This is a genomic window from Georgenia sp. Z1344, assembly GCF_057652375.1.
This window is the reverse complement of record NZ_CM172728.1, coordinates 3188098-3212412: the sequence shown is the minus strand read 5'-3', so window position 1 is coordinate 3212412 and position 24315 is coordinate 3188098. Positions and strand designations below refer to the sequence as shown.

The following is a 24315-nucleotide window of genomic DNA, read 5'->3' as shown; positions in this document are numbered from 1 at the left end:
CCCGTCGAGAATGCGGTTCACACGCCCCTCACCCGCCCTCTCGACACGGGGCGACGGGAAAGATCAGGCCCGGACGAGCGAGACGACGGCCTCGAGGTGGTGCGTGTGGGCGAAGAGGTCGAGGGCGACGACCCGCTCAGCGACGTACCCGGCCGACCGCGCAGCCGCGAGGTCCCGGGCCAAGGCCGCCGGGTCGCAGGCGACGTGGACGATCCGCCGCGGTCCCAGGTCGGCGACCGCCGACATCACGTCGGCCCGGGCCCCGGCACGCGGCGGGTCGAGGACGACGGTCCCGCCCGCCGCCCACTCCGGCTCACGGCCGAGCGCGGCGACCGAGCCCGCGTCGACCGCGCCGCTCAGAGGTCGCGCCCAGGGGGTACCCACGAGGTTCGCGCGCGCGTCGTCGACGGCGCCGGGCGCGCCCTCGAGCGTGAGGACGCCTCCGTCCGGGCCGACGGCTCGGGCGAGGGCGGCGCTCAGCAGGCCGGCGCCGGAGTACAGCTCGAGCACGCGCGTGCCGTCGAGGCCGGCGCGAACCGCGTCCGCACGAACCTTGTCGGCGCGGGCGTCCTCGTCGGTTCCTGCCGGTCCGGCCGCCGCGTCCCGCTCCCCCGGTGGACGCTCCCCCGGTGGACGCTCACCCGGTGCGCGCTGCCCCGCGGCGTGGTCCGATCCGTGCGCGGTCCCGGCCTCGTCCGGCAGCCATGCGGGCGGGTCGGGCAGCCGGGGCGCGACTCCGGCGGCCAGGGCCAGCACCACCTCGACCAACGTGGCCGGGGCGGCGTGGTGCACCTGCCAGAACCCGTCGGCCGCCACCGTGAGGTCGAGCGGGCCGAGCACGGTCGGCACGGTCTCGGCGACCCGGGGTCCGCCCCGGAGGGCCCGCCCGTCGACGAGCAGGCGGGGTTCGGCGTCGGGCCCCGTCCCTGATCCGACGACGGCGCGCACCCGCGCGCCGGGATCCACACGCAGGTCGGACAGCAGCGCGGGGGCGTCGAGCCTGGGGTCCGCGAGCGGCAGGCGCGCGAGCGGGAGGACCTCGTCGCCGCGGTACCGGTGCATCCCGAGGCGGCCGTCCGCCGCGCCCGTCAGCTCGACCCGCGTGCGGGTCCCGGGCTGCGCGGGGTCGGCGACGGCGCGGACCGCGGTGGAGCCCTCGGCGGCCGCGACGTCGCCGGCCACCTGCTCCCCGCCGATCCTTCGCAGCGAGTCGTCGAGGACCGCGGTCTTCCAGTCGAGCTGGGCCGCCGGGGCCACGTGCCCGAGGTCTCCCCCGCCGACGCCCCCGGGCCCGGCCTCGGGCCACACGTGCCGCACGCGCGTGCGGGCCGGCTCGATCACCTCCACGGCGTCGGCGAACCACACGCGGGACCGGCGCGCCGTCACCGCGACCCGCACCACCTCGCCCGGCACCGCGTGGCGCACGAGGGTGACGACGGACCCCACGCGCCCGACGACGAACCCCCCGTGCGCGGGGCTCCCCACCGCGACGGGGTCGTCGAGGAGCTCCGCCACGGCATCGGGCGCCGGCGCTCCCCGACCCCGCCCGGACGAGCCCGACCCGCCGGCACGACCCCGACGCGCCCCACCCGGGCGACGGCCGCCGCGGCCACCACCGCGACCGCCGCTCCTGCCCCGGCCGGCACCACGGCCACCTCCCGCACCGCCGCGTCCGCCACCGGCTCGACCACCGGCTCCGGCGCCCTGCGAGCCGCGCTCCTCGTCGTCAGCCACGGTGGACCTCCTGGTCGCCGATCTCGTCGGCGCTCGAGAGCTGGAAGGGGACGGTCGCGACCACGACGCCCGGCACGAGCCGGAGCCGGTCGTGCAGCCGCTTCGCGGAGCCGTTGTGCAGCAGCCGGTACCAGGCGCGGCGCACGACGTACTCGGGGAGGTACACGACGACGATCTCCCGCGGGGACGCCCGGCGCACGGCCCGGACGTGCTCGAGGACCGGCTCCGTGACGTCCCGGAACGGCGCGTCGAGGACGGTGAGCGGGACGGGGACCCGGACCTCGTCCCACCGCCGGCGCAGCTCGACGGTCGACGCCTCGTCGAGGAGCACCGTCACCGCCTCGAGGGTCGAGGGGCGGGTCGCCCGTGCGTACGCCAGCGCCCGGGCCGTCGGCTGGTTGAGCGTGGAGACGAGGACGATCGCGTGCACCCGGGCCGGGAGCGAACGCGCCTCCGTGTCCGCAGGCACGGCCACCCGGCGCGCGACGTCGTCGTAGTGCCTGCGCACGGCCCCCATGAGCAGGAACACGAGCGCGATGAGCAGCACCGTGATCCAGGCGCCCCGCGTGAACTTCGTGACGAGCACGACGACGAGGACGAGCCCCGTGAGCACGGCACCGACCACGTTGATCGCCCTCGAGCGCCGGGCGGCCCCCCGCAGACCGGGGTCCTGCTCGGTGCGCAGGACCCCGCGCCAGTGCCGGACCATGCCCGTCTGCGCGAGCGTGAAGGAGACGAAGACGCCGACGATGTAGAGCTGGATGAGCCGGGTGACGTCCGCCTGGAGGGCCACGACGAGGACGGCGGCCGCGGCGGCCAGCGCGAGGATGCCGTTGGAGTACGTGAGCCGGTCGCCGCGGGTGTGCAGGCGGCGCGGCAGCAGCCCGTCGCGCGCGAGCACGGACGCGAGCACGGGGAAGCCGTTGAACGCCGTGTTGGCGGCGAGAAGGAGGATCGCACCCGCGACGACGGCGACGAGCGCGACGAGCGGCGTCCACCCGCCCAGCACGGAGTTGGCGATCTGCACGATGGCGGGGTCCTGGTGGTAGGTCGGCCCCACCGGCACGCCGTCGCGGAGGAGCTGCTCGGCGGGGCGCTCGACCACCCGGACGTCGATCGCCGTGGCGAGCCAGATGATGGACATGAGCATCGCCGAGGAGATGCCGCCCAGCAGCAGGAGGGTCGTCGCGGCGTTCTCCGAGCGGGGTCGGCGGAAGTTCGGCACGCCGTTGGCGACGGCCTCGACCCCGGTGAGCGCGGCGCACCCGGAGGTGAAGGCGCGCAGCACGAGGAACGCGCCGCCGAGCGTGGCGATCGCCTGGTCGTGCGCGGGGTCCGGGACGACCGTGAGGCTCGCGGTCGCGGCGTCGGGCAGGCCCGCACCGACCAGCTCCCGGACGGCGCCGACGACGGCGAGGCCGCCGACCGAGGCCATGAACAGGTAGAACGGCACGGCGATCGCCCGCCCCGACTCGCGCACCCCGCGCAGGTTGAGCAGGGCGAGCAGGGCGATGAGCGCGACGGCGAGCGGGACGCGGTACGGCTGCAGCCAGGGCACGGCCGAGGCGAGGTACTGGACGCCGGAGGAGATCGACACGGCGACCGTGAGGACGTAGTCGACGAGCAGCGCGGAGCCGACACCGCGGCCGGCGCGCGGTCCGAGGTTCGTCGTCACGACCTCGTAGCCGCCCCCGCCCGAGGGGTAGGCGCGCACGGTCTGTCGGTAGGAAAGGACGACCACGACCATGACGACGACGACCGCCAGGCCCACGGCGGGCGACAGCGCGGTGGCGGCGACCCCCGCGAGGGCGAGTGTCAGCAGGATCTCGTCGGGCGCGTACGCCACGGACGACAAGGCGTCGGAGGAGAACAGCGGGAGCGCGAGCCGCTTGGGCAGGAGCGTCCCACCGAGGCGTTCGGTGCGCACCGGGCGACCCACGACCAGCCGCTTGAGCGCCGAGACGAGGTCGGGCACGCGGTCGATGCTAGACCGGGGTACCGTCGCGGCGTGCACGTGGTGATCATGGGATGCGGCCGCGTCGGGGCCTCGCTCGCGGAGCGGCTCGACGCCACCGGGCACTCGGTCGCGATCGTCGACCAGGACCCTGACGCGTTCCGTCGGCTGTCCGAGGACTTCTCGGGCCGCCAGGTCAAGGGCGTGGGGTTCGACCGCGAGACCCTGCGGCAGGCGGGCATCGAGGACGCCTACGCGTTCGCCGCCGTCTCCTCCGGCGACAACTCGAACATCATCGCGGCGCGCGTGGCGCGGGAGACGTTCCGGGTCGAGCGGGTCGTCGCCCGCATCTACGACCCGGTGCGCGCGGAGGTCTACCAGCGGCTCGGCATCCCCACGGTGGCCACCGTGCGGTGGACCGCCGAGCAGGTGCTCGCGCACGTCCTGCCCGCGTCGAGCCCCGCCGAGCACGTCGACGCCTCCGGGCTCGTCTCGCTCGTACGGCTCGAGCCGCACGTGACCTGGGTGGGGCGCACCGTCGTCGACGTCCAGGAGGCGACCGGCGGGCGCGTCGCCTTCCTCACGCGCCGCGGCGAGGGCACGGTCCCACACTCGACCTCGGTCCTCCAGGAGGGGGACCTCGTCCACATGGCGGTGGCGACCGACCGGGTCGGTGCGGTCCGCCGCACGCTCGCGGACCGGCCGCGGGAGGCGCGATGAAGGTCCTCATCGCGGGAGCCGGCTCGGTCGGCCGGTCGATCGCGCTCGAGCTGCTGGGGCACGGCCACGAGGTCACGCTGGTGGACCACGAGCCCTCGGCCATGCGCGTCGCGTCGGTCGCCCGCGCAGATTGGCTCCTCGCCGACGCCTGCTCGCCGAGCGCGCTGACCGACGCGGGGGCCGCGAGCAGCGACGTGGTCGTGGCCGCGACCGGGGACGACAAGGCCAACCTGGTCATCTCCCTGCTCGCGAAGTCGGAGTTCGCCGTGCCCCGTGTGGTGGCGCGGATCAACAACCCGAAGAACGAGTGGATGTTCACCGAGACCTGGGGCGTGGACGTGCCCGTGTCGACCCCGCGGATCATGACGAGCCTCGTCGAGGAGGCCGTCTCCGTCGGCGACCTCGTGCCGCTGTTCCGCTTCCACCGCTCCGGGGCGTCGATCCACGAGCTCACGCTCCCGGACGACTCCCCCGTGGTCGGGCGGCGCGTCGGCAGCGTCGACCTCGGGCCGCACGCCGTGCTCGCGGCCGTCATCCGGTCGGGGACGGCCTACGGTGCCGAGCCGGACCTCACGCTCGAGGCCGGCGACGAGCTGCTCCTCGTCCTGTCCGCGCAGGGCCAGGACGACCTCGGCGCGCTCCAGGACGCGCTCGCGCCGCACTGACCGCGCGCGGCTCCTCACCAGGAGGTCGCCCTCGCCGAGGGGCGCCCCGGGGACCGGGTCACCCCGGGGACCGACGACGCCGGACGGGGGCCGGTCAGCCGGCGGTCGCGGCCGGGCGTTCCCGCACGAGCGCCCACGTCAACCAGGCGGCGAGCGCGAACAGCGGGATCCCCATGACGAGCCGGGCCACGCCGAGGGCCGCGACCTCGCCGGAGAGGTAGAGCGGCACCTGCACGGCCAGCCGGGCGGCGAACACGCCGACCCACAGCCACGACGCGGCGACGTACCGGCGGCGCAGCGGCGCCAGCTCGGGATCGGTGCGCCACTGCATGCCGCGCCCCTTGAGCAGCTCGACGAGCACGCCGATGGGCGCCCACCGGACGAGGATCGCGATCAGCAGGCCGAGAGCGTAGGCGCCGTTGACGTACAGGCCCCAGGCGAAGAAGTCCTCGGCCTGCCCGGAGCGCCAGGCCCACACCACCCCGATGCCCACCCCGAGAAGGCCCGACAGCGCCTGGGTGAGCGGGGTGCGCTGGACGAGCCGGACCGCGCAGAGCAGGACGGCGACGGCGAGCGAGGCCACGAGCGGGATCGTCAGCTCGCGGGTGATGACGAAGGCGGTGACGAAGACGGCGCCGGGCGCGACCGCCTCGACGACGCCGCGGACGCCACCGATCGACTCCGCCAGGGAGAAGTCCTCGGCGACGACCTGGCCGAGGCCGGACCGGCGCCCGGCGGCGCCCGCGGCCCCGCCCAGCGGGTTCGCGCCGGGGCCGCCCGGGTCGTCGGAGCGGCCGTCGGTACCGGGGTCGATGACCTCGTCCGGCTCGAGCGCCGTGTCCGGCTCGACCGCCGGGCGCGTCGCGGGCTCGTCGTGGTGGGCGGGACCGCGATCGTCGGGCGCGCTCACCGGTGCCGCCCGGCGACCTGGTCGATCTCCTCGAGCTCGGCCAGCGAGGGCCGCAGCTCGTACGCGGGGTCCACCAGGGTGGGTCCGTCGTCGTCGAGGACGACCCCCTCGGCCACGAGGCGCCGTCCCGGGACGATGCCGGGGACCTCGCGCCGTCCGCGCAGGACGATCGCGAGCTCGCCGGTCCCGTCGTAGAGGTGGGCGCGCAGGTCCGGCGCGTCGTCGACGGGCGGGTACGTCACCGACCGCAGGATCCCGGCCACGCGCACCCGCTCCCGGGGCGCGACCGAGCCGATGGGACGGCAGCCCTCGACCCGGGAGGACTCGCGCTCGTCGAGGGCGTCGAGCTCCGCCACCGTCGAGAGCAGGCGACGCCGAACGGTCACCGGGTCTCCTGGATCTCGGGTCCGCGCTGCAGGTCCTTGAGCGTGAGCGTCCGGCGGGCGGGGGCACCGCCCGTGTCGACCTCGTCGGTGGTCTCCCCGGTCCCCGGCGCGGTCAGTGCCACGACCTCGCGCGGTGCCCGCGCCTCGGGACCGCGCACGACGACGACGTCCGCGAGGACGTCCCGCAGCGGCTCGGCCGCGGCCTCCTCCTTCGCCGCCAGGCCGGAGAACATGCCGCGCAGGAACCAGCGCGGACCGTCGATCCCGACGAAGCGCAGCACGTTCATCGCGCTCGTGCCGTCGGACCGGGTGACCGGGAGGTGGACGACGAGCTCGTCGCCCCAGCGCCCGGTCGCCTCCTCGACCATCCCCTTCTGCTTCTCGACGGACGCGGCGAGCTCCGTGCGCACGTCGTCCCACAGGCCGGCCGAGCGGGGCGCGGCGAACAGCTGCAGCTGCAGGGCGGAGCCCTCGAGCGCCACCGACGTCCCGATGACGGTGCGCCGTTTCTTCTCGAGCTCGAGCCGCACCTTCATCCCCGACGCGCGCGGGATGCGCAGCGCGCCGAGGTCGAGCCGCCCGTCGAGGTCGGGCCGGTCGGCCACGTCGAAGGGCCCGGTGGCGCCGTCGTCGTGCTCGGTCGTCGAGGTGTCGTCCTGGTCCGGCTCCGGCGTCTGGTCCGCCTTGTGCCGGCCGCGTGAAAACAGTCCCATGCGTTCCTCTCCTGCCCGCCGTCGCCGCGGCCGCAGCGCGCCCGGCGGGCACCGCGTGCGAGCCTACCCGCGGCCCCCGGGCCTCGGTCACCGGGTCGGGGCCCGCTTCTCCCCGGGCGAAGCCGCCGTCCGCCCGCAGGCGGTGGCAGGCTGTGGCGGTGACCTCCTCCCCCGCCGCCTTCCGCGAACGACTCACGCCCGGCCCGATCCAGCTCGTCCTCGCCGCCGGGCTGGGCCTCTCGCTCGCGCTGGCCACGCTGCCGTTCGGCGCGGCGGTGGCCGTACCGGTCGGGGTGGTCTCGGCCGTCCTCGTCGCGGTCGCGCTCTGGCTGTCCGCACCCGTCGTCGAGGTCACGGCCGACGGGCCGGGGGCGCAGGGGGACGAGGGCGAGGAGGGGCCGTGCCTGCGGGCGGGCGGGGCCGTCATCGGTCTGCACCACCTGGGGGACGCGCACGTCCTCGACCCGGTGGGGATGCGGGCGATCCTCGGTCCGCGCGCCGATGCCCGGAGCTTCGTGGTCCACCGCTCCTGGGTGGGGCACGGGGTCGTGGTCGTCGTCGACGACGACCGGGACCCGACCCCGATGTGGGTGATCTCGACGCGGCGGCCGGACGAGCTGGCCGCCGCGCTGAGATCAGGTCAGGCGGCGCACTCGGTGCAGACGAGAGAGCCGTTCTCCTCGTAGGCCAGCTGGCTGCGGTGGTGGACGAGGAAGCAGCGCGAACAGGTGAACTCGTCGGCCTGGCGCGGGAGGACCCGCACGCTCAGCTCCTCGCCGGACAGGTCGGCGCCGGGGAGCTCGAAGCCCTCGGCCGCCTCGGTCTCGTCCTCGTCCACCGAGCTCGAGGACTGCTCGGCGCGGCGCGCCTTCAGCTCCTCGATCGAGTCCTCGCCCAGCTCCTCTTCGCTCTTGCGGGGTGCGTCGTAGTCAGTCGCCATGCTGGCGTCACGCTCCGGGTTCTACTCGTGGTTCATGGGGTGGGAAGCGCCCCTGGATCGCGTTCAACGCACGCCTGCGAAAATTGTTCCCGACCTTGGTCGGACGGATTGTGCACCACAAATCGTCCGGCGGCCACCCATATCCACGGTCCTGCACCTGTGCCGCGACAGACCGCGCCACCGGGGCGCGGACGGCCCGCGCCGACGGGGTCGCACGACGCTCGAACTGTGAGGCGATCCACTGCCGTACGGGGCACGGGCGTCGCCGTCGGGGCCGTGGCCTCCCGCTCCCCCGGACCTCGTCCACCTATCCTGAGTGCGCCCGGGACCACGGGCAGTCGCCGATGGAGGACCGCATGGTCGAGCTGACCGTCACCGGAACGTCCGAGTCCGGCGAGCACCTGCTCGTCGCCGGACCGGACGGCGCCGAGTACCACCTGCGGATCGACGAGGACCTGCGCGCCGCCCTGCGGAGGGCGGCGGCCAGCACCCGTCGGTCGACCGAGCCCACGCACCTCTCGCCCCGGGAGATCCAGGCCCTGCTGCGCTCCGGGTACGACGTCGACGAGATCGCGGACGAGCACGGCCTCCCGCGTGAGCGGGTCGCCCCGTTCGAGCCGCCGGTCACCGCCGAGCGGAACTTCGTGGTCGAGCAGGCCCGTCGGCAGCGCGTGGGGCACGACTCCGACTCCCCCACCCTCGGCGACCTCGTGGTGGACCGCCTCGCGGCCCGGGGCGTCGAGGTCGAGGACCTCGCGTGGGACGCCCGACGGCGCGCCGGCGAGTCCTGGCAGGTCGGCGTCACGTTCGTCGCCGCCCGCAAGGAGCGCAGCGCGGTGTGGACGGTCGACCTGCAGTCGCGCACCCTCGTCGCGGTCGACGACGAGGCGCGGTGGCTCTCGGAGACCGAGGTCGGTTCCACGCGGCGCCCGGGTCGTGCCGACGGCCCGCTGGGTGCCACCCGGCCGCGCGGCGGTGCCGAGCCGCCGTGGGCGCGCGACGAGACCTCCCGCGCCCGGTCCGGCACCGACGGCGAGACCGCCGTCGAGGTCGGAGCACCGCAGGGAACGGACGACGCCGAGGACGAGGTGACGTCCCCGGCCGACCTGCCCGAGTCGGACACGACCGAGGCGCTCCTCGACGACCTCGCCGCGCACCGGGGCACGCGGCTCGATCTCGACGACCTCCAGGACGAGCTCGACCTCGACTCCCTCGACGACGACACGGCGCCAGACACGACCCCGGTCGACGACGTGCCTGCGGCACACCCGCCCGCGTCCCGTCCCGACCAGGCGCGCGACGCCCAGGTCCTCTCGCTCGACGCCCACCGGCGCTCGCGCCCGCTCCCGGGTGCCGGACCGGACCCGGACGCGCCGGCGCTCGACCCCCGCGGGACGCACCCCTCGGGGCGCGGCCGCACGGCGCCGACCGGCGCGGGCCCCACGGACGCCCGGCCGCAGGGTGCCGGTGAGCCCGGTGCGGGACGGACCGCCGCCGAGGCCGCCGGTTCGGGCTCCGGTCCCGAGGCAGGATCCGGCTCCGGACCGGACCGCGACGCCGAGCCTTCGGGGACCGGCTCGACGGAGACGACGAGCTCGGCGTCGGAGTCTGCGCCCGACGACGAGACTGCCGCGACGGGATCGTCCGCCGGCCCCGCGACCGGGTCCGGTACGACCACCGTCGACGACGACGCCACGCCCTCCGGCGACGGGAGCGGCACGTCCGACCCGTCCGAGACGGGCGCGACGCAGGCCGACGCGGCCGACCGGTCCGACGCCGAGACGGACGACGCGGACTCCCCTGCTCCCGCGCCGCGCCCTGCCCGGTCCTCGGGCCGCAAGCAGCGCCGCTCGGTCCCGTCGTGGGACGAGATCGTCTTCGGGTCCCGCTCCGACTCGGACTGACCCGGGAGGCGTGCGTCAGTCGCCCGCGAGGTCGAGCGTCGGCGGGCTCAGCTCCCCGGCGCCCGCGCGCGCGGCGGTGAGCCCGCGCATGTGGTGGCGCCGGCACAGCACCTCGTACGCGACGTCGGCCCTGACTCCTCCGTCGGCCGTGTCCCCGACGACCACCTGCTCACCCTCGGTCACCATCACCCCGCCGACGGTCCGGGCGTTGTGGGTGGCACGCGCCCCGCACCAGCACAGGGCCTCGACCTGGAGCCGCTCGACCCGGTCGGCGAGCTCGACGAGCCGCGCGGCCCCAGGGAACAGCCGGGTCCGGAAGTCGGTGGTGATGCCGAAGGCGAAGACGTCGACGTCCATCTCGTCCGCCACCCGGGCCAGCTGCTCGACCTGCTCGGGGCTGTAGAACTGGGCCTCGTCGCACACGAGGTAGTCCACGCGCCCGCCGGCCGTCCGGCGGCGCACGACCTCGGCCCAGAAGTCGGTGGCGTCGGAGACCTCGACGGCGTCGGCGCGCAGGCCGAGCCGGGACGACAGGACCCCCGTACCCGCGCGGTCGCTCCGGCTGAAGCGCAGGCCGTCGCGCCCCCGGGCCGCGTGGTTGTGGTCGACCTGCAGCGCGAGCGTGGACTTCCCCGAGTCCATCGTCCCGGAGAAGAAGACGAGCTGACCCATCAGCCGGCCGCCACGAGGAGGGGGACCTCCTGCTCGGCCGGCGTCGACGAGCCGTGGACGCCGACCAGCCTGGTCGAGCCGATCGCCTCCGAGCCCTCCTCGAGCACGACCGTCGTACCGCCGAGGAACGCGACGACCTCGCCGACGGCGGCCGCGCGGTCGTCGGGCACCTCGGCGCCGAGGGCCCCCGACGACACGAGCTCCTCGCGGGTCACCACGGCGGACTCCGGACCGAGGACCTCGCGCCAGCGCGCGGCGACCCGTGCCGGTTCGGCGTCGTCGTCGAGGAAGAGGTGGCACGCACGAGGCTCGCCGGCGACGAGGGCGACCCCCTCGCGCAGCTCCGGGTGCGACGCGAGGTCGATCCGCCCGGCGACGTCGACCATGCCGTGGTCAGCCGTGACGAGCACCAGGGTGTCGCGGGGTACCTCCCGGGCGAGCCGGCGCAGCTCGGCGTCGGCGGCCATCAGCTCCTCGCCCCACTCCCACGAGCCCCAGCCGTGCACGTGCCCCACGTGATCGACGTCGCCCCAGTAGAGGTAGGCGAGGCGCGCATCCGCCCTGAGGGCACCGACCGCGGCGTCGACCCGCGCGGCCAGCGACTCACCGGTCAGGCCCCGGCCGCCGCGCAGGGCCGAGCGCGTGAGGCCGGAGCCCACGAACCGCGCCGGCCCGATCGTCACGGCGCCGCGCGGCTCGCCGGTCGCCTCCGCGGCCCGCTCGAACAGCGTGGGGACACGCTGCCAGCGTTCGGCAGTCATCGGCGCCTCGGCCCAGGTCACGAGGTTGACGAGGTCACCGGTCGGCGGGTGCCGGACGGTGTAGCCGAGCATCCCGGTCGCGCCGGGCAGCTCGCCGGTGCCGAAGGTCGTCAGCGCCGAGGCCGTGGTCGAGGGCAGGCACGTGTCGAGCGCGATCGCGTCCGGCAGCAGCGAGCGGAGGAACGGGGCGTGCCCGCCTCGCTCGGTGAGCTGGGCCAGCCCGAGCCCGTCGACGAGAACCACGCAGACCCGGCGCGCGTCCGGCAGGCCGAGGCCGCCGCGGTCCTCCGCGGACGCCCGCCCGGCGGACCGGGTGGGCACGCCCACGGCGTCGAACGCCGCCGGCAGGACGGCACGCAGGTGCCGCGAGAGGTCAGGTGCTCCCGGGGTGCGGGCCCGCATCTCCTCGCGCCTCAGGTGGTGGAGGCGGTCGCGCGCGAGAGGTCGCGGGCGAACCCGAGGGCGCGGTCGAGGGCGTCCTGTCCGTCGGCCTGGGCCGCCACGCGGATGACGACGTCCTCCGGGGAGAGCGTCCCGGTCATCCCGTGGTCGGCCTCGCAGTCCGGGTCGCCGCAGGTCTGCCGCTCGAGGTCGACCCGGTGGATCGCGCCCCAGCCCACCGAGAGCGTGAGCTCGGAGGTGCTGCCGGTCCCCGCCGGGTCCAGGACGCCGTGCGTGAGCGCCACGGTGCGGATCTCGTGCAGGGCGACGGTCTCCGAGGTGGCCAGCGCGCCCGGGCCCGCCTCCTCGTCGGCGACGTCGTCGACGTGCACGACGACGAACCGGCTCGGGGTCAGCGCGAGGACGGTGAGGTGGCGCCGCAGCTCGTGGTCGAAGGTGGTCTCCGGGTGCACGAGGTGGGCGGTCACGGCCTCGCCCGCCAGCGCGACGTCGAGCACGTCCGCGACGAGCTGGGGGTAGAAGCCCGCGTCGTCGAGGTCTTGGCGCAGAGAGCTGGTCCGAGGCACCGTGCCATCCTGCCACTCCCGTCCACCTGCCCGGAGCGCGGGGGCGAGTCCGCCGTCACGGAGCGCCCGCGGCGCCCTCCGCGCCGGGCCGCGGCAGGGTGCGGCGCCCGGCGTCGAGCCGGCTCGGCGCCCGCAGCGTGACGCGGGCGCCCGCCACCGCGAGGCCCTCGCGCGCGACGATGACGGGGTTGAGCTCGAGCGCGGCGATCTGCGGCAGGTCGTCGACGAGCGCGGCCACGCGGGCCAGCAGGTCGGCCAGCGCCGCGGTGTCGACCGGGGTGAGTCCCCGGTCGCCGGTCAGGCGCGCGGCGGCCCGCAGGTCGGTGATCATCGTCGCGACGTCACGGGCGGTCACGGGCGCGACCCGGTAGGTGCGGTCGCCGAGGATCTCCGAGGCGTCGCCGCCGACCCCGAGGGAGACGACCGGCCCGTAGACCGGGTCCTCCCCGCCGTGGACGACCACGGCGACGCCGGGCTCGGCCATCGCCTGCACCTCGAGGGCGCACTGGCGCCCGAGCACCTCGCGGGAGCGCTCCCGGACCTGGTGGACGGCCGCCGCCACGTCGTCGTCGTCCCTCAGGTCGAGCCGGACGCCCCCGAGGTCCGCGCGATGGCGCAGCACGTCGTCGGCCGCCTTGAGCGCGACGGGGTGGCCGACCTGCCGGGCGAGCGCGACCGCCGCCTCGGCGACGTCGTCGTCGGAGCTCTCGACGGGGACGTCGACGGCCCGTGGGAGGAGGACCTCGATCCCGTAGGTGCCCAGGAGGTCCGCCGCGCGCGCCGGGTCGAGGTCGACGCTGTCCCCGCTCGTCGCCGTGGGCGCCACGTCGGCGAGGGTGGCGCGTGCCGCGAGCGGGTCGGTGCCGTCGGGCTCGAGCAGCGCGCCGACGTCGTCGTCCCGGCGCGCGGCGGCCGCGGCACGCAGGGCGACGGACCGCGCCGCGACGTCGAGCGAGCCCACCGCGGGCAGCACGTGCTCGCCCCGGCGCAGCCGGTCGTCGAGGCCGTGCACGCCCGACACCCACGCGACCCAGGGCCGGTCCGCGTCGGCGGCGGCGGCCGCGGCGACCGCCTCGACCAGCTCGGCGTCGACGCCGCCCAGCACGTCCGCGGCGGCGACCACCACGGCGTCCACGTCCTCGTCGAGCACGACGCCCTGGAGCCGTTCGCGGGCGTCGACCGGGCCCGAGTCGAGCACGACGACGGGACCGACCGGGGTCAGACCGCTCGCGCGGGCGGTCGCCGAGAGGGTCGCGGCGAGGGAGTGGGAGGTCGCGACGAGCGCGACCCGCACCCCGTCCGGGGTCGGCTGCGTGAGCGCGACGGCCGCCAGGTCGAGCGCCTCCGCGACCGACCGCGCCGGCAGGGCGCCGGCCTGGGCGAGCACCGAGTCGATGACGCTGGGCGGCAGGGGCGAGGTGGCGACGGCGTGGCCCGGCAGAGTGGCGACCGCGGTCGTCGCCGAGGTGAGGACCACGAGCGCGCGGTCGACGGAGAGCCGCCGGGCCACCCGCGTGAACTTCCGCGCGTTGCCGAGCGTCTGCAGGTGGACGATGCCGACCCCGATGCGGTCGTCCGCGGACCAGCCCTGCATCGTGTCGTTGCCCGAGACGTCGATCCGGTTCCCGGCGGCGACGACCGCGACCTCCGGCAGCCGCCGGTTCGCGGCGCCCCGGCGCAGCGCGAGGGCGGCCTCCCGGGTCTGGGCGAACACGCCCACCCCGCGGCCACCGACCTCGCGCGCCGGCGCGCCGCCGTCGACCCCGAGCGCAGGGTCGGCGAGCGTGAGGTCGTAGGAACCGGCCGGACCGCGCCCGAGCACGCCGTACGAGGCGGGACCGAGGACGCGCAGCCCGGCGAGCCGGGTGGCGCGGAGCAGGTCGAGCTGCAGCTCGCGGCCCGGCCCGATCGCGAAACCACCGGTGAGGACGACGAGCGAGCGGACGCCGAGGGAGCGCAGCCGGGGGACGACGCCGACGACCCGTGCCGGCTCCCCGGCGACGACCGCGAGGTCGAGGTCGGCGCCCTCGACCAGGTCGGGGACCGCCTCCTCCATCGCGGTGACGTCGGCGACGTGCGGGACGCCCGCGGGATCGAGGTCGCCGACCGCCACGAGCGGGATCGTGCCGCCCTCCCCCGCGGCGGCGCGGGCCCGGGCGAGCACGCGGGACGCCATCGCCCGCCCCGACTCGTCGAGCGCCACGACGACCGCGCCGCGGGCCGCGGTGAGCGTGTGCATCGAGAGCGACTCGGCGCGCCGCTCCCGCTCGGCGAGCACCTCCCAGGACCGGCCCGTGCTCCGCAGCGGGATCTCGATGGCGACGACCCCGTCGTCGTACCGGGACCGGACCTCGTACCCGGCGTCGGAGAAGACCCGGATCATCTGCGTGTTGTCCGGGAGGACGTCGGCGACGAACGTGTGGACGCCGCGCTCCCGGGCCGCCGCCACCACGTGCTCGAGGAGGATCGACCCGAGCCCGCGGCCCTGCTCGGAGTCCGCGACCGCGAACGCGACCTCGGCCGTCCCGTCCTCGACGACGTCGTACCGACCCACCCCGCGGATCGACGGCCCCTCGGTCAGCACGAGGGCGACCCGGCGGTCGTGGTCGACGTTCGTGAACCGGTGGACGTCCGACGGCGAGAGCCGCGGCATCGGGGCGAAGAACCGCAGGTACTGGGACCGCTCGGACTGGGCGGCGTGGAAGTCGGCGAGGGCCTCGGCGTCGTCGGGCGAGATCGGACGGATGTGCATGGTCGCCCCGTCGCGCAGGACCACGTCCGCCTCCCACTGCGCGGGCGCCGCGTCCGGAGCGAGCTCGTCCCGCGAGGTCGCGTCGTCCTCGGCGGCCGCAGGCGTTCCCATGGACCCAATCTAGTCCGGGACGTGACGCGGCCCACGCCCGGGCCCGCGGCGGCGCGGGAGTGGCGGCGTGCCGCGCCCGGCCGTCGGCCTCGGGCGGTGCGACGATCGTCGGCATGCCGAAAGCACCGCCGCCCGTCGTCGAGGAGAACATCGTCGACATCGACGTCGCCGCCGAGATGGAGGGCTCGTTCCTCGAGTACGCCTACTCGGTGATCTACGCGCGAGCCCTGCCGGACGCGCGCGACGGTCTCAAGCCCGTGCAGCGGCGGATCCTGTTCCAGATGAACGAGATGGGCCTGCGCCCCGACAGGGCCCACGTCAAGTCCTCCCGCGTCGTCGGCGACGTGATGGGCAAGCTCCACCCGCACGGCGACACCGCCATCTACGACGCGATGGTCCGGCTCGCCCAGGACTTCGCCATGCGGCTGCCCGTGGTCGACGGGCACGGGAACTTCGGCTCGCTCGACGACGGTCCCGCGGCGCCCCGATACACCGAGGTCCGCCAGGCGAAGGCCGCGCTCGCGATGGTCGCCGACCTCGGCGAGGACGTCGTCGACATGGTCCCGAACTACGACGGGTCCACGACGCAGCCCGAGGTGCTGCCCTCCGCGCTCCCCAACCTGCTCGTCAACGGGGCCTCGGGCATCGCCGTCGGCATGGCCACGAACATGGCGCCGCACAACCTCGTCGAGGTCGTCGCCGCCGCCCGTCACCTCGTCGCCCACCCGGACGCGAGCCTCGAGGCGCTCCAGCGGTTCGTCCCCGGGCCCGACCTGCCCGGCGGCGGGCGGATCGTCGGGCTCGAGGGCGTGCGCGAGGCCCAGGCCGGGGGGCGCGGCGCGTTCCGCACCCGGGCCACCGTGCGGGTCGAGCAGGTCACGGCCCGCAAGAAGGGCATCGTCGTCACCGAGCTGCCCTACATGGTCGGCACCGAACGGGTGATCGGGAAGATCAAGGAGGGCGTCGACGCCCGCCGGATCGAGGGCATCTCCAACGTCGTCGACCTCACCGACCGGCACCAGGGCCTGCGGCTCGTCATCGAGCTGAAGACCGGCTACAACCCGGACGCCGTGCTCGAGCAGCTCTACCGCTACACCCCGCTCGAGGAGTCGTTCAGCATCAACAACGTCGCCCTCGTCGACGGGCAGCCCCGCACGCTCGGGCTCAAGGAGATGCTCGAGGTCTACGTCGACCACCGGCTCACCGTCACCCGGCGCCGCTCCGAGCACCGCCTGCGCAAGGCGCGCGAGCGCGCGCACCTGCTGGAGGGCCTGCTCACCGCGGTCCTCAACATCGACGAGGTCGTCCAGCTCATCCGGTCCGCCGAGAGCGCCGAGGCCGCCCGCACCCAGCTGATGACGGTCTTCGACCTCAGCGCCGAGCAGGCCACCTACATCCTCGACCTCCAGCTGCGCCGACTCACCCGCTACTCCGTCCTCGAGATCGAGGGCGAGCACGAGGAGCTGCTGCGCCGCGCCGCCGAGCTCGAGGAGATCCTCGGGTCCGACCAGGCGCTCCGTTCCCTCGTCTCGTCCGAGCTCGCGGAGGTGGCCCAGGCCCACGGCACCCCGAGGCGGACCGTGCTGCTCGAGTCCGCGGGCGGGGCCCCGAGGTCCGGCGCCGAGGCGGAGGCGGCGCCTGCGCGCGGACGCAAGGGCGCACCGGCCGCGCCGCTCGTCGAGCCCGACGACCCGTGCTGGGTCCTGCTCGGCGGCACCGGCCGGATCGCCCGCACGCCCGGCGAGGAGGCACCGCCGCGGACCGGCGGCCGCGTGGCCCACGACGCCGTCACCCACGCCGTCGCGACGACCGCCCGCGCCGACGTCGGCCTCGTCACCTCGGCCGGCCGGGTCGTCCGCCTCGAGGCGCTCCACGCCCCGGCGCTGCCCGGCACCTCGACGGCCCCCGGGCTCTCCGGCGGCACCGCCGTCGAGGAGCTCGTGGCGCTCGAGCGGGAGGAGTCCGTCGTCGGGCTCGTCGCCCTCGGGGACGACGCGGCGCCGGTCGCGCTCGCGACCGCGAACGGCGTGGTCAAGCGGGTCTCCCCCGCCGACCGTCCCGGCAACCGCGAGTCGTGGGACGTCATCACCCTCGCCGACGGCGACACCCTCGTCTCCGCCCGGCACGCCGGCGACGACGACCAGCTCGTGCTCGTCTCGTCCGACGCCCAGCTGCTCCGCTTCGACGCCTCGCTCGTCCGGCCCACCGGCCGCGCAGGCAAGGGCGTGGCCGGGATCAAGCTCACCGGCGGCGCCCGGCTCGTCCACATGGGCGTCGCGCCCACCGAGGACCTCGGCTCGTACGGTGTCGTGACGATCGCCGGGCCCGCGAACGCGCTGCCCGGCACCACGCCCGGCAGCGCCAAGGTCACCCCGCTCGACCGCTACCCCGCCAAGGGGCGCGCCACCGGGGGTGTGCGCGCGCAGCGGTTCCTCCGCGGCGAGGACGAGCTCCAGCTCGCCTGGGTCGGCCCGACCCCGGTCCGCGCGGTGGGCGCCGGCGGCCAGGCCGTCGAGCTGCCCGAGGTCGACGAGCGGCGCGACGGCTCCGGCAAGGCGCTGCCCGTCCCGGTCGCGGCGATCGGCTGACGCCGACGGGGCAGAGCTCCCGCACCGCACCGACGTCTCGCCGCTCCTGGCCCGCGTCCCCGTTCCCGATCAGGGAGCGGGGCCGCCTCGCGTCGTCCGCACCCGTGCTCCGTGCGCTCGTTCGGCCGGCAGGACCGCGCTCACTCGTGAAGCAGAAGTCCGCTCACTCGTCGTCCCGAAGGGTCGCCGGCCGGCCCGAGGACACCGTCGACACGCCGGGGGTTGTGTCCCGAACCCCACGGCCCTACTCTGCGGAAAGCGCTTTCGCGCATGCTCGTTCCGAACAAGGAGGCTCGGATGTCGACGAAGATCGTCAGGCTCACCACGATCGCGGCAGGCGCCGCTCTCGTCCTCGCCGCGTGCGGCGGCTCGGACGACTCGGGCGGCGGTGAGGACACCGACGACCCCATCGTCATCGGCGTCTCGCTGCCGCTGACGGGCGACTTCGCCGAGCCCGGGCTCGGCGTGCAGCGGGGCTACGAGGCATGGGCCGAGATCATCAACGACAACGGCGGACTGCTCGGCCGGCAGGTCGAGCTGCAGATCCTCGACGACGCCTCGGACGCCGCCCGCGTGGTCGCCGACTACGAGTCGCTCATCGCCCAGGAGGAGGTGGACCTCGTCTTCGGCCCGTTCTCCACCCGCCTCGTCGTGCCCGCCTCCCGCGTGGCGTCGGAGTACGGGATGCTCTTCGTCGAGCCGGCGGCCGCGGCCGCCGAGGTCTTCGAGCAGGGCTTCGAGAACATCTTCTACGCGGCCCCCGCGATCGCTCCCGACCACTACAACCACCTCCTCGAGGCCATCGAGGCCATGCCGGAGGAGGAGCGCCCGCAGACCGTCGCCGTCGCCGCCATGGACGACCCGTTCGCGCAGGGGACCGCCTACGGCCTGCGGGACGGGCTCGAGGAGATGGGGCTGGAGATCGTCGTCGACGAGGTCTACCCGCCCAACGCGACCGACTTCTCCGGCATCGCCGCCCAGATCGCGTCCGCCGACCCCGACGTCGTCATCGGCGGCACGCAGTACCAGGACGCGGTCAACCTCATCCTCGCGCTGCAGCAGCTCGACTACCAGCCGCGCCTGGCCGCCTTCTCCACCGCGCCCACGAACCCCGAGTTCGTCGAGGCCATCGGCGGCAACGTCGAGGGCATCATCGCCCCGACCGGCTACACGCCCGAGTCCGAGTACCCCTCCAACGCGGAGTTCGTCGAGGCCTACACCGAGATCCACGGCCACGCGCCCGGCGAGGACGAGGCCAACGCGTACACGACCGGCCAGGTCGTCGCCGCCGCCGTCGAGGCCGTGGGCTGCGCCGAGCAGGGCGACTGCCAGCAGGAGCTCATCGACTGGCTGCACGAGAACTCGGTCGACACGATCGTCGGCACCCTGTCCTGGGACGAGGCCGGCCGGCCCGACGGCGCGCACCTGATCCAGCAGTACGTCGACGGCGAGATCGCCATCGTCCTGCCCGAGGAGACCGCCACGACCGAGCTCGTCTACCCGAAGCCGGAGTGGTGACCGGATGGTCTCCGGACCCCTGCTCTTCCAGACCCTCATCCTGGGGATCCTGCTCGGTGGCCTCTACGCGCTCCTCGCGGCCGGCCTCACGATGTACTTCGGCATCATGCGCGTGGTCATGCTCGCGCACGCCGCGTTCATCGTGCTCTCGGCCTACATCGCCTGGCGCTGGCACGGGGTCACCGGCTGGGACCCGCTCCTGTCGCTGATCGTCACGGTCCCGCTGTTCTTCGTCATCGGGTTCGTCATCCAGCGCTACCTGCTCAGCCGGCTCAAGCCGGCGACGATGACGATGATGTCGGTGCTCCTCACCTTCGCGATCGCCCTGGCGATCGAGGGCGGGCTCGGCATGGCGTACTCGGGCACGCAGCGGAGGATCAACCTCAGCTACGGCTCGGACAGCGTCGAGCTGCTCGGCGCGCAGATCCCGGTCGTCCAGATCATCTCGTTCGCGCTCGCCGTCGTCGCCCTCGTGGCGCTGTGGCTCGTCCTCCAGCGGACCCGGCTGGGGCGTGCGCTGCGCGCCACGATCCAGCACCCGCAGGCGGCCCAGCTCGTCGGCATCGACACGAACAAGATCGCCGGGTTCGGTTTCGGGCTCGGGCTGGCCACGGCTGCCGTCGGAGGTGCCGCGCTGTCCCTCCAGGCGACGATCTACCCGTCGTTGCACTGGCACTGGGTCGGGCCGCTCATGGCGATCATCGTCGTCGGCGGTCTCGGCTCGGTGCCCGGGGCGGCGATCGCCGCCCTCGTCCTCGGCGTCATGCGTCTGCTCCTCGAGCTGCCCGTCGGCTCGACCTGGGCGCAGACGATCTTCTACCTCGCCCTGTTCCTCACGCTGATGTTCCGACCGCAGGGACTGTTCGGAGGCCGCCTTGCGCAAAGATTCTGACACCGTCACCGCACCCGCCCGCGTCACGCGCGCCCCGCACGCCAGCGAGCGCTCCTCCGGACAACGACGCGTCCGCAGCATCGGCGCGATCGTCGTCGTCGTGGCCCTGCTCGCCCTGTGGCCCCTGCTGGCCCCGAACGCCTACATGCTCTCGGCCGGCGTCATCGTGCTCAACTACGCGGTGCTTGCCACCGGGTGGAACATCATGGGCGGGTTCACGGGCTACATCTCGCTCGGGCACATCGCCTTCTTCGGGCTCGGCGCCTACGGGACCGGTCTGATCGTCCGCGACACCGGCATGAACAGCTTCGTCGCGCTCGGCATCGCCGCCCTCATCGTGCTCGTCGTCGCGATCCCGGTCGGGTACGCGGCGCTGCGGGTGCGCGGGGCGTCGTTCGTCATCGTGACGATCGCGCTCGTCCTCGTGCTCCAGCTCGTCTTCCAGTCCTGGCGCTCGTTCACGGGCGGCTCCGAGGGGCTCGTGGTCCCGCGGCCCTTCGACATGCTGCGTCCGGAGATGCACCAGACCTTCTACTTCCTCTTCCTGGGGCTGCTGGCCGTGGCCCTGCTCGTCTGGGCGATGATCGACCTGTCCCAGTTCGGGTCGGGGCTCAAGGGGGTCCGGGAGGACGAGGACAAGGCCGAGTCGCTCGGCATCCCCACCGCGGGGCTCAAGCTCGTGGCGTTCGCGATCTCCGCGGTCGTCGTCGGCCTCGCCGGGGGCCTGTACGGCCTGTGGTTCGGCGACCTCGACCCGATCTTCCAGTTCGACGTGGTCCTCAGCTCGCAGGTGGTCCTCATGGCCCTCCTCGGCGGCTCGCGCTTCCTGTTCGGGCCGCTGCTCGGCGCGATCATCGTCGGCTCCGCGCTCGAGTACTTCGTCCTCGAGTTCGGGCAGAGCCAGTTCCACCTCGTCGCCACCGGCATCCTGCTCGCCGTCGTCGTGCTCTTCCTGCCCGACGGCGTCCTCACCGGCGCGCAGAGCCTGTGGCGGCGGTTCCGGCACCAGGGCGAGACCTCGATCCGCGAGATGAGCGCCGAGGAGCTGCGCGCGACCCAGACGGCCTCGGCCGGGCCCTCCGGCTCGTCCCGCTCGGCACCTGCGGCCGGTTCGGCAGCTCCGGCTGTCGGTCCCGACACCGTCACTGCTGACGGCCGCGTGGTGGCCGACGACGAACGAACGGACGCCGACCCGGCGGACGACGAGGGAGGGAACCATGACCGTGGCTGAGCCTCAGGCACGCACCGCCGAGGGAACGGCGGTCCTTCGCACCGAGAGCCTGTCGAAGTCGTTCGGCGGCGTCCACGCAGTGGCCGACGCGTCCGTGACGTTCCTCGACGGGAAGATCAACGGCCTCATCGGGCCCAACGGGTCCGGGAAGACGACCTTCTTCAACTGCGTGACGGGCATGATCAAGCCGGACTCCGGCCGGGTGCTCCTGCACGAGAAGGAGATCACCCGGTGGGCCCCCCACCGCATCGCCCGGGCGGGGCTCGGCCGCAGCTTCCAGCTGTGCCGGGTCTTCCCCCGGATGACCGTGCTGGAGAACATGCTCGTCGCCGTCCAACCGCGCACGCTCGGCCAGTACCTCGGCGGCAGCACCTCGCCCGCCGTGGTCGAGCGGGCGCGCGCGATGCTCGCCCGCGTGGGTATCGACCACCTCGAGCGCTCGGAGGCGCGGGACATCTCCTACGGGCAGCAGAAGCTCCTCGAGCTGGGCTCCACCCTCATGGCCGACCCGCCGTTCGTCATGCTCGACGAGCCGGCCGGCGGCGTGAACCCCTCGCTCATCGAGCGGATCGCCACCCTCGTGCGCGAGCTGAACGACGAGGGGACGACCTTCCTCATCGTCGAGCACAACATGGACCTCATCATGAGCCTGTGCGACCACATCGTCGTGTTCGACCGGGGTGCCCCGATCGCCGACGGCCCTCCGTCGGTCGTCAAGACCGACCCTCGAGTCCTGGAGGCCTACCTTGGCGTCTGAGTCCGACATCATCCTCGACCTCGACCACATCGAGGCCGGCTACGGGAAGGCCGCGCTCGTCCTGCGCGGCCTGTCGATCCAGGTCCCGCGCGGGACGGTGGTCTGCCTGGTCGGACCGAACGGCGCGGGCAAGTCGACCGTGCTCAAGGTGGCCAGCGGCCTGCTCACGCCCCGCTCGGGCACGATCCGCCTCAACGGCGAGGACGTCACCGGCAAGGGTCCGCAGCCGCTGCTGCGCAAGGGGCTCAGCCATGTGCTCCAGGGGCACTCGGTGTTCAAGGAGATGACGGTCGAGGAGAACGTCATGCTCGGCGGGTACTCGGTCAAGGACCAGGGCTCCCTGAGCGAGCGCGCGGACTTCGTGCGCGAGATCTTCCCTGTGGTGGCCGAGAAGTGGTCGACCGTCGCCGGGGTGCTCTCGGGCGGTCAGCAGAAGCAGGTCGAGTTCGCCCGTGCGCTCATGGTGCGGCCCGACGTCGTCCTGCTCGACGAGCCGTCGATGGGCCTGGACCCCAAGCGCACGACCGTCGTGTTCGAGGAGGTCGCGCGGATGCGAGACGCGGGTGTGGCCGTGCTCCTCGTCGAGCAGAACGCACGGCGCGCGCTCGAGATGGCGGACATCGGCTGCGTCCTCGACCTGGGCACCGTGTTCGCCACGGGGCCCGCGCGCGAGCTGCTCGCCGACCCCAAGCTCAGCGACCTCTACCTCGGCGGCCGGCCGGCCGCCTGATGCGCGGGCCCCGCAGGCCGGGACGGGGCCCCGCAGGTCCGCCCGGCGAGGTGGGTTCTCCGCCTGCCGAGGTGGGTTCTCCGCCTGCCGGCGCGGGTGCTCCGCCGCCCGCCGGGACCGGCCCCACGGTGCGGTCCCGGCGGGCGTTCACGGGAGGTCTGGGTTAGCGTCGCGGCGATCCGGTCGCGGCGAGGGTCCGCGCGAGAGCACGAGGAGGGGCGATGGCCGAGCAGGGGGCTGGACGACCCGCGGCACCACGCGCGGGCGGACGGGGCCGCGTCACCCTGTCCCAGGTGGCCCAGGAGGCGGGCGTGTCCCTCGCGACCGCCTCGCGCGCCATCAACGGCAGCTCCGAACGCCGGGTCCGGGAGGACCTCCGGGAACGCGTGCTCGACGCGGCGCAGCGGCTCGACTACTCCCCCGACGCCAACGCCCAGGCCATGGCCCGCGGCCGGACCGACACCGTCGGCCTCATCGTCCAGGACATCGCCGACCCGTACTTCTCCGCGATCGCCGCCGGCGTCATCAACGCGGCCGACGAGGCAGGCTGCGTCGTCACCCTCGCGACGACGCACCGCGACCCGGTGCGCGAGCTCGAGTTCATCGCCACCCTTCAGAACCAGCGGGCGCGCGCGATCATCATCGCCGGTGGCCGCGTGGAGGACGCCGCCGTCAACGAACGCCTGCGGGACGTCCTCGCGACCTACCAGGACCGCGGTGGCCGCGTGGCCCTGGTCGGTCAGCCCCTGCCCGGCCTCAGCACCGTGGTCCCGGACAACGCGCACGGCAGCGCCGATCTCGCCCGGGCGCTGCACGGCCTGGGCTACCGCGACGTCGGCATCCTGGCCGGCCCCGACTGGCACACGACGGCGCGCGACCGGCAGGCCGCCTTCCGCGACGCGCTGGCCGAGCTCGGCGTCGAGGTCCCGGCCGACCGGGTCGTCCCCGGTGACTTCACCCGCGACGGTGGGCACGCCGCAATGACCACCCTGCTGCGCGGCGAGGGCACACCGCGCCTCGTCTTCGCCGTCAACGACGTCATGGCGGTCGGCGCGATGTCCGCCGTCCGCGAGGCGGGCCTCGACGTGCCCGGCGACGTCGCCGTGGCGGGCTTCGACGACATCACCACCCTGCGGGACGTCGCGCCCGGCCTGACGACGGTGGCCCTGCCCATGGTCGAGATGGGGCGGCTCGCCGTCCCCCTGGCGCTCGACCCCGCCGACGGTCCCCGCGAGGTGCCCGTCGGCGCGTCCGTCGTCCTGCGCGAGTCCACGCCGCGGATCGACTGAGGAGCCCGAGGGCGCGCTCACCCGCACCCTCGACACGCGGGGCACCCTCAGCCGCACTCTCGACACGCGGGGCGCGCTCACGCGCACTCTCGACACCTCACGAAGCACCCTCAGCCGCAC

The 24315-nt window shown here is 74.8% G+C and carries 21 protein-coding genes; 11 read left to right on the top strand and 10 right to left on the bottom strand.

From position 1 onward, the window contains the following. Positions 1–63: 63 nt before the first annotated feature. Both AC24FB_RS14600 and AC24FB_RS14595 read right to left on the bottom strand, forming a co-directional pair. Positions 64–1515, bottom strand: coding sequence for a class I SAM-dependent RNA methyltransferase (locus tag AC24FB_RS14600; protein ID WP_425713366.1), 1452 nt, complete (start codon positions 1513–1515; stop codon positions 64–66). A 211-nt stretch (positions 1516–1726) separates the two neighbouring features. Beyond that, positions 1727–3709: an APC family permease gene (locus AC24FB_RS14595; RefSeq protein ID WP_425713365.1), complete on the bottom strand. Its 1983-nt coding sequence runs from the start codon at positions 3707–3709 to the stop codon at positions 1727–1729. 33 nt (positions 3710–3742) lie between these two features. Here AC24FB_RS14595 and AC24FB_RS14590 point away from each other — a divergent pair, with 33 nt between their 5' ends. Both AC24FB_RS14590 and AC24FB_RS14585 read left to right on the top strand, forming a co-directional pair. After that, positions 3743–4408, top strand: coding sequence for a potassium channel family protein (locus tag AC24FB_RS14590; RefSeq protein ID WP_425713364.1), 666 nt, complete (start codon positions 3743–3745; stop codon positions 4406–4408). After that, the gene (locus tag AC24FB_RS14585; RefSeq protein WP_425713363.1) at positions 4405–5073 is read left to right on the top strand and encodes a potassium channel family protein; all 669 of its coding nucleotides are present in this window, start codon (positions 4405–4407) and stop codon (positions 5071–5073) included. The genes AC24FB_RS14590 and AC24FB_RS14585 overlap by 4 nt, the downstream gene beginning before the upstream one ends. A 94-nt stretch (positions 5074–5167) precedes the next feature. On the opposite strand, the gene AC24FB_RS14580 is transcribed toward AC24FB_RS14585, so the two are convergent. From AC24FB_RS14580 to AC24FB_RS14570, 3 genes are read right to left on the bottom strand one after another with little or no spacing between them, the layout of a single operon-like run. Beyond that, positions 5168–5983, bottom strand: a complete 816-nt coding sequence (locus tag AC24FB_RS14580; protein ID WP_425713362.1) for a DUF3159 domain-containing protein — start codon at positions 5981–5983, stop codon at positions 5168–5170. Further along, a complete protein-coding gene (locus AC24FB_RS14575; RefSeq protein ID WP_425713361.1) occupies positions 5980–6369 on the bottom strand; it encodes an OB-fold nucleic acid binding domain-containing protein in 390 nt (129 codons plus the stop codon). Before AC24FB_RS14575 ends, AC24FB_RS14580 begins: the two co-directional genes overlap by 4 nt. Then, positions 6366–7082, bottom strand: coding sequence for a DUF3710 domain-containing protein (locus AC24FB_RS14570; RefSeq protein ID WP_425713360.1), 717 nt, complete (start codon positions 7080–7082; stop codon positions 6366–6368). Before AC24FB_RS14570 ends, AC24FB_RS14575 begins: the two co-directional genes overlap by 4 nt. 158 nt (positions 7083–7240) lie before the next feature. Here AC24FB_RS14570 and AC24FB_RS14565 point away from each other — a divergent pair, with 158 nt between their 5' ends. Continuing rightward, a complete protein-coding gene (locus AC24FB_RS14565; RefSeq protein ID WP_425713359.1) occupies positions 7241–7768 on the top strand; it encodes a DUF3093 domain-containing protein in 528 nt (175 codons plus the stop codon). On the opposite strand, the gene AC24FB_RS14560 is transcribed toward AC24FB_RS14565, so the two are convergent. Then, on the bottom strand, positions 7723–8022 hold the full coding sequence (locus AC24FB_RS14560; protein ID WP_425713358.1) for a DUF4193 domain-containing protein: 300 nt from the start codon (positions 8020–8022) through the stop codon (positions 7723–7725). The two genes, AC24FB_RS14565 and AC24FB_RS14560, sit on opposite strands and share 46 nt — an antisense overlap. A 356-nt stretch (positions 8023–8378) precedes the next feature. On the opposite strand from AC24FB_RS14560, the gene sepH reads away from it, so the two are divergent. After that, a complete protein-coding gene (gene sepH, locus AC24FB_RS14555; protein WP_425713357.1) occupies positions 8379–9926 on the top strand; it encodes a septation protein SepH in 1548 nt (515 codons plus the stop codon). A gap of 15 nt (positions 9927–9941) precedes the next feature. On the opposite strand, the gene AC24FB_RS14550 is transcribed toward sepH, so the two are convergent. Genes AC24FB_RS14550 through AC24FB_RS14535 form a run of 4 tightly spaced genes read right to left on the bottom strand, consistent with a single transcriptional unit; the run spans position 9942 to position 15190 of the window. After that, positions 9942–10598, bottom strand: a complete 657-nt coding sequence (locus AC24FB_RS14550) for a thymidine kinase (protein ID WP_425713356.1) — start codon at positions 10596–10598, stop codon at positions 9942–9944. After that, positions 10598–11761, bottom strand: coding sequence for an alkaline phosphatase family protein (locus AC24FB_RS14545; RefSeq protein WP_425713355.1), 1164 nt, complete (start codon positions 11759–11761; stop codon positions 10598–10600). The genes AC24FB_RS14550 and AC24FB_RS14545 overlap by 1 nt, the downstream gene beginning before the upstream one ends. 11 nt (positions 11762–11772) lie before the next feature. Continuing rightward, complete coding sequence (locus AC24FB_RS14540) at positions 11773–12327, bottom strand: DUF5998 family protein (protein WP_425713354.1); 555 nt, start codon at positions 12325–12327, stop codon at positions 11773–11775. A 55-nt stretch (positions 12328–12382) separates the two neighbouring features. Further along, entirely contained in the window at positions 12383–15190 is a 2808-nt protein-coding gene (locus AC24FB_RS14535) for a GNAT family N-acetyltransferase (RefSeq protein ID WP_425713353.1), read from the bottom strand. 113 nt (positions 15191–15303) lie between these two features. Here AC24FB_RS14535 and AC24FB_RS14530 point away from each other — a divergent pair, with 113 nt between their 5' ends. The 7 genes from AC24FB_RS14530 to AC24FB_RS14500 all read left to right on the top strand — a co-directional run bounded on the left by AC24FB_RS14530 (position 15304) and on the right by AC24FB_RS14500 (position 24195). Continuing rightward, entirely contained in the window at positions 15304–17778 is a 2475-nt protein-coding gene (locus AC24FB_RS14530) for a DNA gyrase/topoisomerase IV subunit A (protein WP_425713352.1), read from the top strand. Positions 17779–18075: 297 nt separating this feature from the next. Further along, entirely contained in the window at positions 18076–19296 is a 1221-nt protein-coding gene (locus AC24FB_RS14525) for an amino acid ABC transporter substrate-binding protein (RefSeq protein WP_425713351.1), read from the top strand. Positions 19297–19300: 4 nt separating this feature from the next. Continuing rightward, entirely contained in the window at positions 19301–20188 is an 888-nt protein-coding gene (locus tag AC24FB_RS14520) for a branched-chain amino acid ABC transporter permease (RefSeq protein WP_425713350.1), read from the top strand. Continuing rightward, on the top strand, positions 20172–21419 hold the full coding sequence (locus tag AC24FB_RS14515; protein ID WP_425713349.1) for a branched-chain amino acid ABC transporter permease: 1248 nt from the start codon (positions 20172–20174) through the stop codon (positions 21417–21419). The genes AC24FB_RS14520 and AC24FB_RS14515 overlap by 17 nt, the downstream gene beginning before the upstream one ends. Next, the gene (locus tag AC24FB_RS14510; protein WP_425713348.1) at positions 21406–22176 is read left to right on the top strand and encodes an ABC transporter ATP-binding protein; all 771 of its coding nucleotides are present in this window, start codon (positions 21406–21408) and stop codon (positions 22174–22176) included. Before AC24FB_RS14515 ends, AC24FB_RS14510 begins: the two co-directional genes overlap by 14 nt. Continuing rightward, the gene (locus tag AC24FB_RS14505; RefSeq protein WP_425713347.1) at positions 22166–22906 is read left to right on the top strand and encodes an ABC transporter ATP-binding protein; all 741 of its coding nucleotides are present in this window, start codon (positions 22166–22168) and stop codon (positions 22904–22906) included. Before AC24FB_RS14510 ends, AC24FB_RS14505 begins: the two co-directional genes overlap by 11 nt. 221 nt (positions 22907–23127) lie before the next feature. Further along, the gene (locus AC24FB_RS14500) at positions 23128–24195 is read left to right on the top strand and encodes a LacI family DNA-binding transcriptional regulator (protein ID WP_425713346.1); all 1068 of its coding nucleotides are present in this window, start codon (positions 23128–23130) and stop codon (positions 24193–24195) included. Positions 24196–24315 lie beyond the last annotated feature (120 nt).

Excerpts from the sequence above, each read along its gene's own strand:
- AC24FB_RS14570 (WP_425713360.1), bottom strand. The coding sequence starts at position 7,082 with ATGGGACTGTTTTCACGCGGCCGGCACAAGGCGGACCAGACGCCGGAG.
- AC24FB_RS14500 (WP_425713346.1), top strand. The coding sequence starts at position 23,128 with ATGGCCGAGCAGGGGGCTGGACGACCCGCGGCACCACGCGCGGGCGGA.
- AC24FB_RS14520 (WP_425713350.1), top strand. The coding sequence starts at position 19,301 with ATGGTCTCCGGACCCCTGCTCTTCCAGACCCTCATCCTGGGGATCCTG.
- AC24FB_RS14525 (WP_425713351.1), top strand. The coding sequence starts at position 18,076 with ATGTCGACGAAGATCGTCAGGCTCACCACGATCGCGGCAGGCGCCGCT.
- AC24FB_RS14545 (WP_425713355.1), bottom strand. The coding sequence starts at position 11,761 with ATGCGGGCCCGCACCCCGGGAGCACCTGACCTCTCGCGGCACCTGCGT.
- AC24FB_RS14585 (WP_425713363.1), top strand. The coding sequence starts at position 4,405 with ATGAAGGTCCTCATCGCGGGAGCCGGCTCGGTCGGCCGGTCGATCGCG.
- AC24FB_RS14560 (WP_425713358.1), bottom strand. The coding sequence starts at position 8,022 with ATGGCGACTGACTACGACGCACCCCGCAAGAGCGAAGAGGAGCTGGGC.
- AC24FB_RS14530 (WP_425713352.1), top strand. The coding sequence starts at position 15,304 with ATGCCGAAAGCACCGCCGCCCGTCGTCGAGGAGAACATCGTCGACATC.
- AC24FB_RS14510 (WP_425713348.1), top strand. The coding sequence starts at position 21,406 with ATGACCGTGGCTGAGCCTCAGGCACGCACCGCCGAGGGAACGGCGGTC.
- AC24FB_RS14550 (WP_425713356.1), bottom strand. The coding sequence starts at position 10,598 with ATGGGTCAGCTCGTCTTCTTCTCCGGGACGATGGACTCGGGGAAGTCC.
- AC24FB_RS14535 (WP_425713353.1), bottom strand. The coding sequence starts at position 15,190 with ATGGGAACGCCTGCGGCCGCCGAGGACGACGCGACCTCGCGGGACGAG.
- sepH (WP_425713357.1), top strand. The coding sequence starts at position 8,379 with ATGGTCGAGCTGACCGTCACCGGAACGTCCGAGTCCGGCGAGCACCTG.